Below are 16871 nucleotides of genomic sequence, written 5' to 3'. Positions count from 1 at the left end.
CTATATCGGCTGGCGGGTAGCGGGTAAAGGACGCTGACCGGCCGCATCCCGCTGGTCCGCCAGCCAGAGCGCGGCGAGCATCACGACGGCCATCATCATCGGCGTGCGCGCGGGATAGTCCACCGCGCTGGCAAGCACGACGATCAGCAGGATCACCGAGCCGAGCCGCGCGGTCTGTCTGGCGCCGGTTCGCGCGCCCGTCCGCCACGCCCGCATGCTGGCGAGAACGGCCCAGCCGAGTCCGGCCAGCAGGATGACGGCCCCCGCAAGCCCGCCATCCAGCACCACCGCCAGCAGATCATCATGCGCCTGATTGAAATAGGTATACGTCAATAGGTCGAACGGTTCGTGGATGCGGAAGATCTGGTCGAACCCGCCAAAGCCCGCACCGAACGGGAAATAGGCCTTCACCATCGCCAGCACGACGGGCAGCGCATTTTCGCGCCTGTCGGCGACCGATGCGTTCTCGAACACGCGGTGGACCGACACCGCGCGGTCGGCAAGAATGCTTGCCACCGCAAGCCCCGCAACGAGCAGAACGATCGCGCCGATCAGCGCCGGGAATACCCAGCGCGGATAGTGGCGCAGCGTGCGGCGGATGCCGTCGCGCGCCAGCAGCAGGCCGAAGCCGAGGCCGATCACGCCGAGCAGAATTCCCGCGCGCGATCCCGTCAGCAGAAGGGCAAGCACAAGCAGCGCGACGATGCCGAGCGCGGTCGGCGCGCGCCAGCCGGGCTTGCGCCCTTCCGCGAACGCCCAGACCGGCGCGACCACGCACCCGATCGCCAGAAAGGCGGCGAAATGGTTGCGGTTGGCAAAGGTCCCGCTGACCTGGTCGATCGAATCGTTGATGAGCGGATTGTCGAAGACGCTACCGGTAAATTGCAACAGGCCCAGCGCCATCGACGCCGTCACCAGGATCAGCAACAAGCCCGGCAGCCGCCGGCGCTCGTCTTCGCGCAGGCAACCCCACAGGATCAGCACGACGAGCGGAACGACGAGCGATGCGGCCGCATTGGCGGCAGCGCCCGGGACGATCGCGATCGGTCGCCACGGCTGGGACTGCCCGGTCAGTTCCGCCGCCTGGCCGAACAGCGCGCGGCCCGGCAGCGCCTGCCAGAGCGCCGGCGGAAGTGGCACAAGTTGCAGCATGGCCAGCAGGATCGCCGAAGCGAGCAGCCATGTGACAGGCTTTGCCGAAGCGAATGCGGGACGCGGCCCGAACAGCGCGAGCGCGACGAGAATCGCGAATGCGGCCGTGCGCACGAGCACCTGCCCCATCGCATCGGCACGCGACGCGCCTCCCGCCAGCCACAGCACGGCGGCAAAGGCGCAGAGCAGAATGAAGCCCAGCCCGACATCGAGGCGCGGCAAGGGGCGGGAATGCGACGACATGGCTTCGTCCCGTAGGACATCCGATCACCAAAACAAAGCGGCATGGCAATGCGCCTCCCGCGCGTTCGCACGGTGGAAAGGCGCGGCTCTCGACCGCTGGCGTGCGAGGGCCGGTGATTGCCCCGATATGCTGAAAAGGATGCCCAGGCAGCGCGCATTGCATGACCGCGCGAAAGCCTCTATCGGCGCCCGGCGGCTGATCCGATCGGCTCCAGCGAAGGCATTATATTAGAATGATTAAGTTTGGCGTTGTCGGCTGTGGCCGGATTGCGAAGCGGCATCTCGACCTGCTCGGGGGTGGCGAAATCGACGGCGCGGAGCTCGTGGCGATCTGTGACAACGATCCCGCCCGGCTGGAGGCCGCGCGTCAGCGTCACAACGTCGCCGCCTATGATTCGCTCGATGCCATGCTCGCGGACCCGGCGGTCGAGGTCGTCACCGTCCTGACGCCGAGCGGCATGCACGCCGAGCACGCCATTGCCGCTGCCCGTGCTGGCAAGCATGTCGTCGTCGAAAAGCCGATGGCGCTGCGCCTGGAAGATGCCGACGCGATGATCGCCGCGTGCGACCGCGCGCGCGTGAAGCTGTTCGTGGTGAAGCAGAACCGGCTGAACGTGCCCGTCGTGAAGGCACGCGAGGCGCTGGATGCAGGGCGTTTCGGCAAGCTGGTCCTGGGCACGGTGCGGGTTCGCTGGCGGCGCGACCAGAGTTATTACGATCAGGATCCGTGGCGCGGCACCTGGGCGCAGGATGGCGGCGTGCTGGCCAATCAGGCCAGCCACCATGTCGATCTGCTCGAATATTTCATGGGCGACGTGGTGTCGGTCCACGCCCGCGCCTCGCGCACGCTGGTCGATATCGAGGCGGAGGACACCGCGATCGCCACGCTACAATTCGCCAACGGCGCGCTGGGCGTCGTCGAGGCGACCAACGCCGCACGGCCGCGCGATCTGGAAGGGTCGCTCTCGATCCTGGGCGAGGGCGGCACAGTCGTCATCGGCGGTTTTGCGGTCAACAAGATGGTGACGTGGGACTTCGTCGATCCGCAGGCAGGCGACGAGAAGGTGCTCGAGGATTTCTCGGTCAATCCGCCGAACGTCTATGGCTATGGCCACCAGGCCTATTACGAGCATGTCGTCGATTGCCTGAAAAACGATGCCGCGGCGCTCGTGGACGGGCTGGAGGGGCGGCGGAGCCTCGAGCTCATCACCGCGCTGTATGAATCGATCGAAACCGGCCGCGACGTCCCGCTGCGCTTCCGTTCGCGCCACGCGCGGCTCGGCGGCTGAGGCGTGTCGGGAATGAAGCGCCACACCGCAAGCGTGCGCGATGTCGCCGCCGGCGAGGGCGTGACGATCGTCGAACCCAGCAACCTTTATGAGTGCACCCTCGGCGACGGCGTGTTCGTCGGGCCGTTCTGCGAAGTGCAGAAGGGCGTCGTCATCGGTGCGCGCACGCGCGTGCAGAGCCACAGCTTCGTGTGCGAGCTGGTGACGATCGGCGAGGATTGCTTCATCGGCCACGGCGTGATGTTCGTGAACGACCGCTTCGCGGGCGGCGGGCCGGCACGCGGCGACACCAGCAAGTGGGAATCGACCGCGATCGGCAACCGCGTCTCGATCGGTTCGAACGCGACGATCATGCCGGTGTCGATCTGCGACGATGTCGTGATCGGCGCGGGATCGGTCGTCACGAAATCCATCGCCCAGCCGGGCATCTATGCCGGCAACCCGGCGCGCCTTTTGCGCCGCCACGGTTGATTCTTTCTTGCCCGGAGGCCACATGTCCGTCCCGTTCGTCGATCTGCATGCCCAGTATCTTGCGCTGAAGGACGAAATCGACGCAGCCATCGCGCGCACCATCGCCAACAGCAGCTTCGTGCGCGGTCCCGACGTCGAGGCGTTCGAGGCCGAATATGCTGAGCTGATGCAGGCCACGCACTGCGTTTCGGCCGCCAACGGCACCGACACGCTGTACATTGCCATGCACGCGCTCGGCGTGAAGCCCGGCGACGAGGTGATCGTGCCGGCACAGAGCTGGATCTCGACTAGCGAAACCGTCGGCCAGCACGGCGCGAAGGCGGTGTTCGTCGACATCGATCCCGTGACTCACACGATCGACCCCGCGCTCATCGAGGCGAAGATCACCGACCGCACCGTCGGCATCATCCCGGTCCATCTCTACGGCCAGCCTGCCGACATGGACCCGATCATGGCGATCGCCCGCCGCCGCGGCCTGTGGGTGATCGAGGATTGCGCGCAGTCGCATCTCGCCGCCTATGAGGGGCGCCAGGTCGGCACCTTCGGCGATATCGCGTCCTGGTCCTTCTATCCGGGCAAGAATCTCGGCGCGATGGGCGATGCCGGCGCCGCGACCACGAACAGCGACGACCTGGCCTACAAGATGGCCCGCTTCGCGCGCCACGGCGGGATCAAGAAGGGCGATCACGAGATCGAGGGCATCAACAGCCGGCTCGACGGGCTGCAGGCGGGGATCCTGCGGGTGAAGCTGCCGCACCTGCGCGACTGGACCGCACGCCGCCGCGCCGTCGCGCACCGTTACGACACGCTTCTCGCCGGCATTCCGGGCATCACGACGCCCACCGAGGCCGAGGGTCGCGAGCATGTGTATCACCTCTATGTGATCGAAACCGACAGCCGCGACGCGCTGGCCGATGCGCTGAAGGCGAAGGGCGTGCCGACGGTCATCAACTACCGCCGCGCGCTGCCCTTCCTGCCGGCCTATGCCGATCGCGGCCACACCTCTGCGGATTTCCCCGTCGCCCACCGCGCGCAGACCCGCATCCTGTCGCTGCCGATCTTCGCCGAGCTGACGCCGGCGCAGCAGGATATCGTCGCGGCAGCGGTGCGGGAGGCGGCGGGGGCGTGACGAGCGCCCCGGTCGCGGACAAGCCGACGCGACCGCGTTCGACGGTTCGCGATCTGCTGACGGTCATGTCCGGCACGGCTGGCGCGCAGGCGATCGGCCTGCTGATCCTGCCGATTCTGGCACGCACCTTCGCGCCGGAGGCGTTCGGCGTCTTCCAGCTCTATCTCTCGTTGCTGATCTTCGCGACCGTGGCCGTGGCGCTGCGGATCGAACTGACGCTTCTGTCGAAGCCGGACGACGAAGCGCACCACACCGTCGCGTCGTTGTTCGGACTCGTTCTCGCGACGAGTGTCGTGGTTGCGACGGCCTTGTCGATTTACGGATTGGTCGGGCCTGGGATCGGATTTCCCGCAGTCTTTCTCGGTCTCGGCCTCGCCGGTAATGGCTTTGCGCAGGTCGCGTCCTACAAGCTTATCCGCGACCAGAGCTTCTCGCGGCTGGCTGCCGTGAAGGTCAGCCAAGTGCTGGTCTATGCCGTGGTCGCCCTGACGATCGCGGCGGCCAGGCCGACTCTGTGGGGACTCATTACCGCTGACGTCGTCGGACGCATCGCCGGCGGGGCCCTCGCGCTCAGCTTCGTTCGCAGCGGTCAACCGGAGGGGCAGCCGGGCGCACGATTTCGTAACCTAGCGCAGTTCGTCCGCCGTCATTGGGAGATGGCGGTGATCTCGCTGCCCGGCGCGCTCGCGAATTCGGGCGGCGCGATGCTGACTCCCTTCATGGTGTTTCACGTCTTCGGCGCGGCGGCGGCCGGCCAGTATGGCCTCGTTGACCGCGCCATGGGCGTCCCGGTGGCGATGGTCGTGAATGCTGGAAGCCAGGTGTTTGCCGGCCGGATCACCGCGCAAATCCGCGAAGGCAACCGCGCCGGCGTGCGCAAGGTCGTGCTGCGAATCGTGCTGGCTACGGCCGTGATATCGGGCACGGGCGCTGCAATTGCCTATCTGCTCATTCCAACGGCGTTCCGGATCATTTTCGGCGCCGGCTGGGATCAGGCGATTGCCATCGCGCGAATCCTGATTTTCAGCTATGCGGTCGCGCTGGTATCAGGCATCGTCAACCAGACACTTGTGTCGCTCAGCGCTTTCCGGCTCCAGTCAGCCTGGGACATATGCTGGCCGATCTTCATCGGCACCGCGTGGATCGCGGTCGTCACGCTGCACCTGAACCTGTATACGGCTGTGGCGCTACATGCCGCGACGGTTTGCACACTTGGGGTCGCGTTCGTCATCCTGTGCCTATTCAAGCTGCGCGGCGCGTCGTCCGCCGGCTTCCAGGGAGTTTGACGACGTGTGCGGCATCGCCGGCATCATCGATACCGCAGCCCCGGTCGAGCAGGCACTGCTCGCCGGGCTCGGATCGTGCCTGTCACACCGCGGACCGGACGGGCAGCAGACGTGGCTCTCCGAAGACCGCGCATGCGGGTTCGTGCATGCCCGTCTGGCGATCATCGATACCGAAGCACGATCGGACCAGCCCTTCCTCAGCGAGGACGGCCGGTATGCCATTGTTTTCAATGGCGAGATCTTCAACTTTCTTGAGCTGCGGGCCGAGCTGGCGGCAAAGGGGGTCGTTTTTCGCACCGATGGCGACACCGAAGTGCTGCTGCAGAGCTATATCGCCTGGGGACCGGCGATGCTGCCGCGGCTCAACGGGATGTGGGCGCTAGCGATTCGCGACAATGCCAGCGGCGAGGTCTTCTTCGCGCGCGACCGGTTCGGCATCAAGCCGCTGGTCTACGCGCAGGCAGGGACGCGCTTCGCCTTCGCCTCCGAAGTGCGCGCGCTGCTGACCCTGCCCTTCGTCGATCGCAGCCCGGCGACGGAGGTCGCACGCCGCCTGCTGTTCGATCCGTTCGGGGTCGAGGGGTCCGAATACACGCTACACACCGGCATCAGACGCCTGCCCGGTGGGCACAGCGCCCTGCTGAAGAACGGCCGGCTGACCGTGTCGCGCTGGTGGGTGACCGCCGAGGCGCTGAGCGACGATATACCTGCGGCGATGCCGGAAGCAGCGGAGCGCTTCCGCGACCTGTTCCTCGATGCGACCCGGCTTCGCATGCGCAGCGACGTGGCGATCGGCAGCTGCCTGTCGGGGGGATTCGATTCGACCGCGGTCGTATCCGCGATGGCGCACATCGCCGGATCGGGCGGCGCGCACGAACGCGAGAGCGACGACTGGCGCCACGCCTTCGTCGCGAGCTTCAGCGGGCAGCCGCATGACGAGACGCCCGAGGCGATCGAGGCGGCACGCCATGCGGGTGTGACCCCGCATTTCTTCGATCTGGGCGGCGATGACGGGGCGGAGCTTGCCGACACCGTGCTCGATGCGCTGGACGACGTGTATATCAGCCTGCCTACCGCGCCGTGGCGGATTTATCAGGAAGTCCGGCGCGGCGGGGTGCGCGTGACGCTGGACGGGCACGGCGCCGACGAGATGATCGGCGGATACCGGCAGGGCGGGCGCAATCTGGCGTTCGCGCTGCGCAACCTGATCGGCGACCAGGCCGGCGGCGGACGCGTGGCGGCGCGGATCAGCGAAACCGCGAAGCTGGCCGCGCTGCGCATGGATCGCAGCTATTTCCTGCGCGGCGGCGCCGGTCTCTCACCGCCCGACCGGCTGCCCATCGCGGCCTATGGCGACCGCTTGCCCGATCGCTACACCGGATTCGACCGGCGGCTCTACGCGATGTTCAACGGCAGCGTCCTGCCGACGATCCTGCGCAATTTCGACCGGCTGTCGATGGCACACGGGATCGAGGTGCGGATGCCGTTCATGGACTGGCGGCTCGCCACCTACGCGCTGGCGCTGCCGGGCGCGATGAAGGCGGACGCGACGCATTCGAAGCTGGTGGCGCGCGCGGCAATGGCGGGAATCATGCCCGAATCGATCCGCACCGCGACCCGCAAGGTCGGGTTCAATTCGCAGATGCCCGCCTGGCTCAACGGATCGCTCGGCACCTGGGCCGCGCGGGTGCTGGCGACCCCGCACGACGCGTTCGACGCGATCGTCGACCGCACGGCGCTGAGCGCGCGGGTGACCGCGCTGACCGCGGCGAAGCGCTGGGACTGGACGTCGGTCGGCCGGCTATGGCCCTATATCAACATGAAATGGTATCTGGACCGGCGATGCCCCTGACAGCCGCCTACAGCCCGCCTGACAGGCAGATGCGAACCGACGTGGATGCGGGTTCCACGCAGGCGGGCACAATGCTGGCGGGCGGCCTCGGCAGGTATCTGCTGGCGCTGATCTATGCGTTCGCGCTGTGTTATGCCTATCACGTCCTGTCGCTGTGGTGGGATTATTTCGGCTTCACCTACAGGCTGACGAACGACGTCCTGCTGTACGGCGCATGCATCGTCGCGGCGACCCCCGCGCTGCTGCTGGTCGCTCGCCCGACGACCTTCGCGCAAGCCGCCGGCTGGTTCGTCTATGCCCTGATATTCCTGCCCTGCCTGCTGGTCCCGGTCATGCAGTTTTCCGACGACCTGGGACGTCTGGCACAGGTTTTCGGCGCGACGCTGTCCGGCTGCTTCGCATTCCTGGCGCTGGTGCGCGGCGACGTGCGCCGGATCAAGGCACCGGTCATCCCGTCGCAGCTGTTCTGGGGCGCGCTGTTCGCGCTGTGGCTGGCGATGCTGGTGATGGTGGTCGTCAGTTTCGGTGCGCAGTTCCAGTTCGTCGGCGTGGACGACATCTACAATCAGCGTTTCGACGCGGCCGAGGCGGCGACGAACCCGGTCGTTCGCTATTCGATCGCGCTTCTGGGGAGCGCGATCGATCCCTTCCTCGTCGCGGCAGGACTGCACACGCGGCGGTACTGGATCGCGGGTGCGGGCGCGCTGGCCCAGATCACCCTGTACGGCACGTTGGCCGCAAAGGCGGTGCTGCTCTCGCCACTGTTCGTCATTGGCGCGTATTTCCTGCGCGACGGGCATTCGGCGATGCGAGGTCGGCTGCTGCTGGTCGGGCTGATCGGCGTCTTCGTGCTCACCCTGCCGCTGCTGATGCGCTATGATCCGCTGGGCGGCAGCATCAACCAGTTCGTGTCCCTGCTCTACATGCGCACGCTGCTGATCGCGGGCGCGACCTACGGCGTGTACGAGCAGTTCTTCAGCCTGTTCCCGCTGACCTATTATTCGAACAACAGCCTCGTTTCGCTGTTCGTCACCTATCCCTACGGCACGCTGAGCGTCGGCCAGACGGTGCAGCAGTTCCTCATCCCGAGCAGCGCGTTCGAGCTGGGAGAGCTGAACGCCAACTTCCTCGCGACCGACGGGATGGCGGCGCTTGGCATCGTAGGCGTGCCGCTGGCCAGCGTCGTCGGGGCATTCGCGCTGCGCATCATGTCGCGCTTCGTGGCGGAGGAGCGGACGATGCTGATGGTCGCAGGGGGCACCGGCTTCATGCTGGCGCTCGCCAATACCAGCCTGTTGACCTCGCTGGTGACGGGCGGCGGGCTGCTGTTTTGCGCGCTGGTATTCCTAGCCCCCCTCGATCGTGATTGAAGCGTCATGCGGATTTTCCAGAACAGCGGTGTCTACCGGTCCTATCGCCCGCGCCTCGCGCGGCTGACGAAGGACAGCCGCAGCTTCGCGGACGCGACGGCGGCGTTTCTCGACGACCGGTTCGGCGCGGCGCATTTCCTGCAGCCGATCCTGAACGTCGAGGAGACGGCGTTCTTCGCAAATGGCGACGACGAGTTCTCGCAGCGGCTGTGGGCGAAGGAGAACGGCCTGCCCGCCAACGCGACGCTGGAGGAAATCCTGCGCGCGCAGATCGAGCATCACCGCACCGAAATCTTCTACAACACCGATCCGATGCGATATGGCGACGACTTCCTGGCGACGCTGCCGGGGAGCGTGAAACGGACGGTCGCATGGCGCGCGGCCCCATCTGCCGGCGGTCGGTTCCTGAAACATGACGTGATCGTCAACAACTTTCCCGGCCTGCTCGATCAATACCGCGCACAAGGCGCGCGTGCCGAATATTTCGCGCCCGCGCACGACCCCGCAATGGATCGCTATGCGGATCGCACCGATCGTCCGATCGATGTTCTGTTCGTCGGAACCTACTCCCGTTATCACCGCAGTCGCGCGCTCATTCTCGAGGCGGTTGCCGCGCTGCGCCTCGACATGAACGTGGTCATGCACCTCGATCGTTCCCGGTTGACCCGACTTGCCGAGACGCCGCTCGGCTGGATGGGGCCGCTCGCCAAGCATCGGCGCAATCGCGATATCCGTGCGGTTGCACGTGGTCCCGTATTCGGCCTCGACCTGCTCGAAGCGATCGGCACGGCGAAGGTCGTCGTGAACGGCGCCATCGACATGGCAGGCGGCGATCGCGGCAACATGCGCGTGTGGGAGGCCATGGGCTGCGGCGCGGCCTTGGTGAGCGACATTGGGCGATATCCAGACGGGATCGTTCAGGGTGAGCACTTCGCCGCCTATGCATCCGCACAAGAGGCCGTCGATCGAATCCGCGCGCTTCACGCCGATGACGATCAGCGCAAGGCGATGGCGCGGGCAGGCCACGCAATGATCGCCGACCGTTTTTCCAAGCAGCGCCAGTGGGAACGCTTCGTGGAAATCGTCGCATGAGGGCTATCGCGCAACGAGCGCTAAACGCGCTCGGCCGCCGTCGACTGAAAGGTCACGTCGATTGCGTGACCGGTGCGCGGTCGAGCCTGCGGTTCGACAAGGTTGCGCCCAAACTCGGCTGCCGCGTGTCCATCGGTGACGACTGCATCATAAACGCGCGAATATCCTTCGACCGGGACAACGCGTCCTTCCGGTGCGGAGATCGCTGTTACGTCGGCGCCAGTCATTTCGTCCTCGCGCGCGAAATCTCGCTGGGTGACGATGTCGTCATGTCGTGGGGCGTGACCGTCGTCGATCACAACTCGCATGGCATTGCGTGGCAGGATCGCGCCCAAGACGTCCTCGACTGGGGACGGGGCGCCAAGGATTGGAGCGCGGTAAAAATCGCGCCGGTACGGATTGACGATAAGGCGTGGATCGGATTCAACGCCATCATCCTAAAGGGCGTCACCATCGGCGAAGGCGCGATCGTCGCGGCGGGGGCGGTCGTCACCAAGGATGTTGCGCCCTATACGATCGTCGGCGGCAACCCGGCGGTTGTCCTGCGCACACTTTCAGGACCGGATTCATGACAGACACCCACCACGGCAATTGGGAGGACGCAGTTCGCTGGCTGCGCGATCAGCCCGGCCGCGAGGATATCGTGCGCGACGCCTATTATGACGATCCGCTGATCGAGGCGGCCGATCGCTACTGGCGCAGCAACGAATGGGCAGCGGTGCGCAAGATCGTCGGCACCGGCCCCGGCGAGGCGCTGGACGCGGGCGCCGGGCGCGGCATCGCCAGCTATGCGCTGGCGAAGGACGGCTTCACGGTGACCGCGCTGGAGCCCGACCCGAGCGATCTCGTCGGCGGCGGCGCGATCCGCGCGCTTGCTGCGCAGGCCGGTCTGGCGATCCGGGTCGAGGAGAATTTGTCCGAGCGGCTGCCGTTCGCGGACGCATCGTTCGACGTCATCTTCGCGCGCGCGGTGCTGCACCACATCGACGACCTGCCGGCCGCGGCGCGCGAATTTCACCGCGTGCTGCGGCCGGGCGGCGTCTTCGTCGCGGCGCGCGAGCATGTCGTCAACAGCTCGGCCGACCTGCCCGCCTTCTTCGCCTCCCACGCGCTGCATCACCGCTATGGCGGCGAGAACGCGCATCCGCTGGCGGTGTATGAAGACGCGATCAGGGCGTCGGGCCTGGTGCTGGAGCGCACGATCGGGTCGCTGGACAGCCCGATCAATTATGGCCCGCAATCGGCCGGCGAGATCAATCGCCGAATCGCCACGCAGCTGATTCCGGTCGCTCCGCTGCGCCCGGTCGGCGCGGCCGTGCTGGGTCTGCCCGGGGTCGGCGGGATGGTGCGCCGCCTCGCCTCGCGGATCGACAAGCGGCCGGGGCGCCACGCCTCCTTCGTCGCGCGCAAGCCCCGGCAAGCCGCGCGCGCGTGACCCTCGCCTTCGTCACCGGCGCCGGCGGCTTTATCGGCCGGCATCTCGTGCGGCATCTCGCCGCGACGGGGACGCGCGTCGCCGGGCTGGACCTGATCGATGCCGGCGGCTGCGCGCTGGATGACGCCACCTGCGGCTGGTCGGCGGGCGCGCTGTCGCAGGCGGGGCTGGATACGCTGGCCGGCGAAACCGGCGTGCCCGACACCGTCTATCACCTGGCGGGGGGATCATCGGTCGGGGCGTCGCTGGCCGATCCCTACCGCGATTTCAGCGCGACAGTGGGCGGCACGGGGATGCTGCTCGACTGGCTGCGCACCCGCGCACCGGGCGCAAGGCTGGTGATCGTGTCGTCGGCGGCGGTTTACGGCGACCTGCACCGCGCCGGCATCGCCGAGGACGCGGCGACCGCGCCGTTCAGCCCCTACGGCGCGCACAAGTTCGCGATGGAGGCGGTGTGCCGCGGCTGGGCGGGCAGCTTTGCGCTGAACGTCGTCGCGGTGCGGCTGTTCTCGGTCTATGGTCCCGGGCTTGCCAAGCAGCTGCTGTGGGACCTGTGCGGAAAGCTTGCCAGCGGCGCCGACCCGGTGACGCTGGGCGGCACGGGGGAGGAACTGCGCGACTGGACGCATGTGCGCGACGTGGTGCGCGCGCTCGTCACCGCGGCGCCGCTCGCGTCGCCGGCGATGCCGGTGGTCAATGCCGGCTCCACCCGGGCCGGCAGCGTGCGGCGGATCGCCGAAAGCGTGGCGCGCGCCTTCGGGCGTGACCCGGCGTGCCTCGCCTTTTCGGGCGAAGGCCGCGCGGGCGACCCGTTCAGCCTCGTCGCGGCACCGGGCGCGCTCGATGCCGCGGGGTTCCGCTTCGCTACCGACGTCGATGCCGGGATCGCGGATTACGTCCGCTGGTATCGGGCGCAGCACGATATGCCGGAACCGCGCGCATGATCCGCTTCGCGGTGCCGCCGATCGGCGGGAAGGGCTGGTTCGGCGGCTGGATGTATATGCGCAACCTCGTGCGGGCGATGGCCGAGCACGGCGATGCGGAGATCGAGACGCTGCTGTTCCTGGGGCCGGACCGCGCCGACGACCCCTATGTCCGCGACCTGCCAGCGCTGCCGCGCACGCGCATCGTCGTCGATCCGGCGTTCGCCGAGGACCGGGTGCGGGGCGGGATCGGGCGCGCGCTGGCGACCGGACGCAACGCGCCGCTCCTCGCCGCCTATGCGCGCGAGGGTGTGGACGCGGCGTTTTCGCCCGCCATCTATCTTGGCTGGCGCAGCGAGATCCCGTCGATCGCGTGGATCCCCGATTTCCAGCACCGCCGCCTGCCGCATCTGTTCGGCCGCGCGACCTGGTGGAAGCGCGATATCGGCTTTCGCGCGCAGGTCGCGTCCAGCGCCGCGATCCTGCTGAGCAGCCATGATGCCGAGGCCGACTGCCTGGAATATTATCCGCGTGCCAGGGGCCGCACCCATGTCGCGCGCTTTTCGGTGCCGATCGACAGCTGGCCCGATGCAGCAGCCGCCTGGGCGATGCTGCGCGAAGGCGGCGTGCCGGAGGACTTCGTCTTCCTGCCCAACCAGCTATGGGTCCACAAGAATCACGGCGTCGCGATCGAGGCGGCGAAGATCCTGCGCGCGCGCGGATCGACGCGGTGCATCCTGGTGACGGGGCACGGCGTCGATCCGCGCTACCCGGCTTATGGCACGGAACTGGCGGCGCGGGTGGCGGAAGCGGGCGTCGAATCGCACTTCCGCATGCTGGGCAGCGTCGAGCACCGGATGGTGCAGGCGATGATGATCGGCGCGAACGCCCTCGTGAATCCGTCGCGGTTCGAGGGCTGGAGCACGACGGTGGAGGAAGCCAAGGCGTGCGGGACGCCGCTGATCCTGTCGGACCTGCGCGTGCACCGCGAGCAGGCGCCGGACGCGCGCTTCTTCGCGCTCGACGATGCGGGTGCGCTGGCCGACGCGATCGACGCCGCTCCGCCGCGTTCGCCGGACACGATCGTCGCCGCGATGGCAGCGGCGCGGGCACCGACGCTGGAGCGCCAGCGCGTGTTTGCGCGAACGCTCAGCGGCGTCGTTCGCACCGCCGCTGCGGCCAGGATTGTGAAGCCGGCCCCGCGCGGCTAAAGGCGCCGGCGCCCGACCGCAGCCGCACGAAGCAGGAAGTTCGAGTGAAGATCAGCGTTATCACGGTCAGCTTCAATGCCGCCGCGACGATCAGCGAGACGCTGGCGTCGGTGCGCGCGCAGGACCACGAAGATATCGAGCATGTGCTGATCGACGGGCTGTCGACCGACGGCACGCAGGGCATCATCGCGCGCGAGGCGATGCCCGGCGCGGTCGTCGTGTCGGAGCGTGACGCCGGGCTGTTCGACGCGATGAACAAGGGCGTGAAGCTGGCGACCGGCGACGTCATCGCAATCCTGAACGCCGACGACGCCTATGCGAATCCGCAGGTGCTCTCGAAGGTCGCGGCCCTGTTCGCGGCCGATGCCGGGCTCGAGGCCGTGCTTGGCGATGTCGTGTATTTCGACGGCGACAATCCCGACAGGATCACGCGACGCTATCGCAGCACGCGATTTGCCCCCGGAAAGCTGGCCTGGGGCTGGATGCCCGCGCATCCCGGCACGTTTCTGGCGCGCGGCGTCTATGACCGGATCGGGCTGTATCGCACCGACTTCCGGCTCGCCGCGGATTACGAATATGCCGTGCGCGCCTTCACCAAGGCCCGGATCCGCTATCGGCACCTGCCCGAGGTGGTCGTCCGGATGCGCGCCGGCGGCCTCAGCACCTCCGGCCTTTCGTCGAAGCTGCTCATCAACCGCGAGTGCGTGCGGGCGTGCCGGGACAACGGGGTGTATACCAACCCTGCCATGATCATGACGAAATATCCGCTCAAGCTCATCGACATGCTGTTCTGATATCATCGCGCCGAACGAGAAACGATACATGCACGACATGGCAAAGCGGGTGTTCGACGTGATATTCGCGCTGATCGTGATGACGATCGCGCTGCCGGTCGCGCTGGTAGTCACGATTGCGGTCAAGGCGACCTCCGCCGGGTCGGCGCTCTACTGGTCCGACCGGGTCGGGCGCGGCGGACGTATTTTTCGCATGCCGAAGTTTCGCACGATGCGCACCGGGACGCCGGCGGTGGCAACGCACCTGCTCGCCGACGCGCGCGCGATGCTGACGCCGATCGGCGGCTTTCTGCGCAAGACAAGTCTCGACGAGATTCCGCAATTGTGGAGCGTGCTGAAGGGCGACATGAGCTTCGTCGGGCCGCGCCCCGCGCTGTTCAACCAGGACGATCTCATCGCGCTGCGCAAGACGCAAAGCATCGATGATCTTCGCCCGGGCATCACCGGGTGGGCACAGATCAACGGGCGCGACGAACTGCCGATTCCTGCGAAGGTCGCGCTCGACCGCGAATATTACGACCGGCGTTCGATGATGTTCGACCTGCGCATCATTGTGCTTACCGCTGCGAAGCTACTTGGCGACAAGACCGTTACTCATTAAGAGCGCGGAACGAGTGCCGATTTTCCGCGAACGCAAGCGCGGCAGATCACAAGATCGGGGTAAGCGTTCGCGTGGTAGCAGCATCGGTTTCTGAAGCGGTCCTGTCGCTGCCGCGCCCGGCGAAGCGCGCCATCGCCTTCACGGCAGATGCATTGCTGTGCGCCGGCAGTGTTCACGTCGCCTATTATCTGCGCACCAACGACTGGCCTGACGTTTTCGGGCCGGTTTTCTATCCGACGATCGTGTCGATCCTGCTAGCGTTGCCGATCTTCGTCCTGTTCGGGCTGTATCGCGCGATCTTCCGGTTCTCCGGGCTTGCATCGCTCGTCACGATCGCGCAGGCGGTCGCGGTCTACGCGGTCCCCTTCGCGCTGATCTACACCTATGTCGGGATGACCGGCGTGCCGCGTACCATCGGCCTGATCCAGCCGATCGTCCTGCTGCTGCTGGTGATCGGACTGCGCGGGGTTGCAGGCGCCTGGCTGGGACGGAGCCACCGCATGGCGGGCGCGGATGGCGAGTTGCCGCGCGTGCTCATCTACGGCGCCGGCGCGTCGGGCCGTCAGGTCGCCTCGGCCCTGAAGATCAGCGGACAGGTCCGCGTGATCGGCTTCCTCGACGACGACGAATCGCTGTGGAAGGCGACGATCGACGGCCTGCGCGTCTATGCGCCGCGCGACCTCACCCGGCTGATCGGACGCCACGCGGTCTCCGACGTGTTGCTGGCGATCAACAAGGCCTCGCGCACGCGCCGGGGCGACATCATCGCGCAGCTCAAGAAATCGGGGCTTCATATCCGCGCGATGCCGGGCGTCGATCAGCTCGCGCGCGGCACCGTTTCGTTCAGCGATCTGAAGGACCTCGATATCGAGGATCTGCTCGGCCGGTCGCCGATCCCGCCCGATGCCGCGCTCCTGCGGCGCAACATCACCGGCAAGGTCGTCCTCGTCACCGGCGCGGGCGGGTCGATCGGCAGCGAGATCTGCCGGCAGATCGCGCGCATCGCGCCCGATATCCTGCTGCTGGTCGATTCGAGCGAATATAACCTCTACGCCATCCACCAGGAACTGCTGTCCGAGATGGCGGCGGGCACCGCGACGGTACGGTCGGTGGTGCCGCTGCTCGCCACGGTGCGCGACCGCCGCCGGATCGACGAGATCGTCGGCACCTGGCGCCCCGACACGATCTATCATGCCGCCGCCTACAAGCATGTCCCGCTGGTCGAGCACAATCTGCTCGAAGGCGTCGCGAACAACGTCATCGGCACGCTGAACGTCGCGGTCGCCGCGCGCGAGCACGGTGTCGCCAGCTTCGTCCTCATCAGTACCGACAAGGCGGTGCGCCCGACCAACGTCATGGGCGCGACGAAGCGGCTCGCCGAGATCGTGCTGCAGGCGCTCAATGCGGATGGCCTCCCGGGAAAATTCTCGATGGTGCGGTTCGGCAACGTGCTTGGGTCGAGCGGATCGGTCGTCCCGCTGTTCCGCAGCCAGATCGCCGCCGGGGGACCGATCACCATCACCCACCCGGAGATCACCCGCTATTTCATGACCATCCCGGAAGCCGCGCAACTGGTGATCCAGGCGGGCGCCATGGCCGAGGGCGGCGACGTGTTCGTGCTGGACATGGGGGAGCCGGTAAGAATCGTCGATCTGGCGCGCTCGATGATCGAACTGTCGGGGCTTCGGGTTCGCGAGGACGGCGTGGCCGACGGCGATGTCGCCATCGAATATGTCGGTCTGCGTCCGGGCGAGAAGCTGTATGAAGAGCTGCTGATCGGCAATGATCCCAGCCCGTCGGCGCACCCCCGTATTCTCCGCGCGCATGAGCCCTTGATTCCCTGGGCAACGCTCCGCGACGCGCTCGACCGGCTTCAGGCGATGATCGACGCGGGCGAAGCGGACGCGGCGCGCGCGCTGCTGATGACGCTTGTCGTCGAGTTCGAACCCATGGCCGATGTCGTCGACTTCGTGGCGCTGCGCCGCGAGGAAGTCGCGGTTAACGGCTAGACCTTGCACGGTTC

Annotated in this window: 15 protein-coding genes and 1 pseudogene; 14 read left to right on the top strand and 2 right to left on the bottom strand. The window is 67.1% G+C overall.

Features of this window, described 5'->3' with window-relative positions:
- Positions 1–1395 (bottom strand): O-antigen ligase family protein, encoded by a 1395-nt coding sequence (locus BOS5A_RS04035; RefSeq protein ID WP_151953910.1) that lies wholly within the window; start codon positions 1393–1395, stop codon positions 1–3.
- Between the two features lie 233 nt (positions 1396–1628).
- On the opposite strand from BOS5A_RS04035, the gene BOS5A_RS04030 reads away from it, so the two are divergent.
- From BOS5A_RS04030 to BOS5A_RS04000, 7 genes are read left to right on the top strand one after another with little or no spacing between them, the layout of a single operon-like run.
- The gene (locus BOS5A_RS04030; protein ID WP_151953909.1) at positions 1629–2684 is read left to right on the top strand and encodes a Gfo/Idh/MocA family protein; all 1056 of its coding nucleotides are present in this window, start codon (positions 1629–1631) and stop codon (positions 2682–2684) included.
- A gap of 12 nt (positions 2685–2696) precedes the next feature.
- The gene (locus tag BOS5A_RS04025; RefSeq protein ID WP_151953908.1) at positions 2697–3155 is read left to right on the top strand and encodes an acyltransferase; all 459 of its coding nucleotides are present in this window, start codon (positions 2697–2699) and stop codon (positions 3153–3155) included.
- A gap of 22 nt (positions 3156–3177) precedes the next feature.
- Positions 3178–4284 (top strand): DegT/DnrJ/EryC1/StrS family aminotransferase, encoded by a 1107-nt coding sequence (locus BOS5A_RS04020; protein WP_151953907.1) that lies wholly within the window; start codon positions 3178–3180, stop codon positions 4282–4284.
- Positions 4281–5570, top strand: coding sequence for a lipopolysaccharide biosynthesis protein (locus BOS5A_RS04015; protein ID WP_151953906.1), 1290 nt, complete (start codon positions 4281–4283; stop codon positions 5568–5570). Before BOS5A_RS04020 ends, BOS5A_RS04015 begins: the two co-directional genes overlap by 4 nt.
- A 4-nt stretch (positions 5571–5574) precedes the next feature.
- Positions 5575–7422 carry an asparagine synthase (glutamine-hydrolyzing) gene (gene asnB / locus BOS5A_RS04010; protein ID WP_151953905.1) on the top strand — a complete coding sequence of 616 codons (1848 nt, stop codon included), beginning with the start codon at positions 5575–5577 and terminating at the stop codon, positions 7420–7422.
- Positions 7413–8792 (top strand): hypothetical protein, encoded by a 1380-nt coding sequence (locus BOS5A_RS04005; RefSeq protein WP_151953904.1) that lies wholly within the window; start codon positions 7413–7415, stop codon positions 8790–8792. Before asnB ends, BOS5A_RS04005 begins: the two co-directional genes overlap by 10 nt.
- A gap of 6 nt (positions 8793–8798) precedes the next feature.
- A complete protein-coding gene (locus tag BOS5A_RS04000; protein WP_151953903.1) occupies positions 8799–9884 on the top strand; it encodes a glycosyltransferase family protein in 1086 nt (361 codons plus the stop codon).
- Positions 9885–9904: 20 nt separating this feature from the next.
- On the opposite strand, the gene BOS5A_RS03995 is transcribed toward BOS5A_RS04000, so the two are convergent.
- A complete protein-coding gene (locus BOS5A_RS03995) occupies positions 9905–10183 on the bottom strand; it encodes a hypothetical protein (protein ID WP_199857264.1) in 279 nt (92 codons plus the stop codon).
- A gap of 99 nt (positions 10184–10282) precedes the next feature.
- Between BOS5A_RS03995 and BOS5A_RS16280 the strand changes: the two are divergent.
- The 7 genes and pseudogenes from BOS5A_RS16280 to BOS5A_RS03960 form a co-directional block, all read left to right on the top strand.
- Positions 10283–10420: pseudogene (locus BOS5A_RS16280) on the top strand (DapH/DapD/GlmU-related protein); the annotation flags it as partial.
- Between the two features lie 32 nt (positions 10421–10452).
- Positions 10453–11319: a class I SAM-dependent methyltransferase gene (locus tag BOS5A_RS03985; protein ID WP_151953901.1), complete on the top strand. Its 867-nt coding sequence runs from the start codon at positions 10453–10455 to the stop codon at positions 11317–11319.
- A complete protein-coding gene (locus BOS5A_RS03980; RefSeq protein WP_151953900.1) occupies positions 11316–12263 on the top strand; it encodes an NAD-dependent epimerase/dehydratase family protein in 948 nt (315 codons plus the stop codon). The genes BOS5A_RS03985 and BOS5A_RS03980 overlap by 4 nt, the downstream gene beginning before the upstream one ends.
- A complete protein-coding gene (locus BOS5A_RS03975; protein WP_151953899.1) occupies positions 12260–13453 on the top strand; it encodes a glycosyltransferase family 4 protein in 1194 nt (397 codons plus the stop codon). The genes BOS5A_RS03980 and BOS5A_RS03975 overlap by 4 nt, the downstream gene beginning before the upstream one ends.
- A 44-nt stretch (positions 13454–13497) precedes the next feature.
- Complete coding sequence (locus BOS5A_RS03970; RefSeq protein WP_151953898.1) at positions 13498–14247, top strand: glycosyltransferase family 2 protein; 750 nt, start codon at positions 13498–13500, stop codon at positions 14245–14247.
- Positions 14248–14275: 28 nt separating this feature from the next.
- A complete protein-coding gene (locus tag BOS5A_RS03965) occupies positions 14276–14848 on the top strand; it encodes a sugar transferase (RefSeq protein ID WP_234419192.1) in 573 nt (190 codons plus the stop codon).
- Positions 14849–14919: 71 nt separating this feature from the next.
- Positions 14920–16857 (top strand): polysaccharide biosynthesis protein, encoded by a 1938-nt coding sequence (locus BOS5A_RS03960; RefSeq protein WP_151953897.1) that lies wholly within the window; start codon positions 14920–14922, stop codon positions 16855–16857.
- The last annotated feature ends 14 nt before the right edge of the window (positions 16858–16871 follow it).

This window comes from Sphingomonas sp. EC-HK361 (assembly GCF_902498785.1).
Classification (GTDB): domain Bacteria; phylum Pseudomonadota; class Alphaproteobacteria; order Sphingomonadales; family Sphingomonadaceae; genus Sphingomonas.
This window is presented reverse-complemented; position numbering and strand designations above follow the sequence as displayed.

What these genes read in the sequence shown, in the direction of transcription:
- BOS5A_RS03965 (WP_234419192.1), top strand. Translation starts at nt 14,276, where the DNA reads ATGCACGACATGGCAAAGCGGGTGTTCGACGTGATATTCGCGCTGATC.
- BOS5A_RS04020 (WP_151953907.1), top strand. Translation starts at nt 3,178, where the DNA reads ATGTCCGTCCCGTTCGTCGATCTGCATGCCCAGTATCTTGCGCTGAAG.
- BOS5A_RS03985 (WP_151953901.1), top strand. Translation starts at nt 10,453, where the DNA reads ATGACAGACACCCACCACGGCAATTGGGAGGACGCAGTTCGCTGGCTG.
- BOS5A_RS04025 (WP_151953908.1), top strand. Translation starts at nt 2,697, where the DNA reads ATGAAGCGCCACACCGCAAGCGTGCGCGATGTCGCCGCCGGCGAGGGC.
- BOS5A_RS04005 (WP_151953904.1), top strand. Translation starts at nt 7,413, where the DNA reads ATGCCCCTGACAGCCGCCTACAGCCCGCCTGACAGGCAGATGCGAACC.
- BOS5A_RS03975 (WP_151953899.1), top strand. Translation starts at nt 12,260, where the DNA reads ATGATCCGCTTCGCGGTGCCGCCGATCGGCGGGAAGGGCTGGTTCGGC.
- BOS5A_RS04000 (WP_151953903.1), top strand. Translation starts at nt 8,799, where the DNA reads ATGCGGATTTTCCAGAACAGCGGTGTCTACCGGTCCTATCGCCCGCGC.
- BOS5A_RS04030 (WP_151953909.1), top strand. Translation starts at nt 1,629, where the DNA reads ATGATTAAGTTTGGCGTTGTCGGCTGTGGCCGGATTGCGAAGCGGCAT.
- BOS5A_RS04035 (WP_151953910.1), bottom strand. Translation starts at nt 1,395, where the DNA reads ATGTCGTCGCATTCCCGCCCCTTGCCGCGCCTCGATGTCGGGCTGGGC.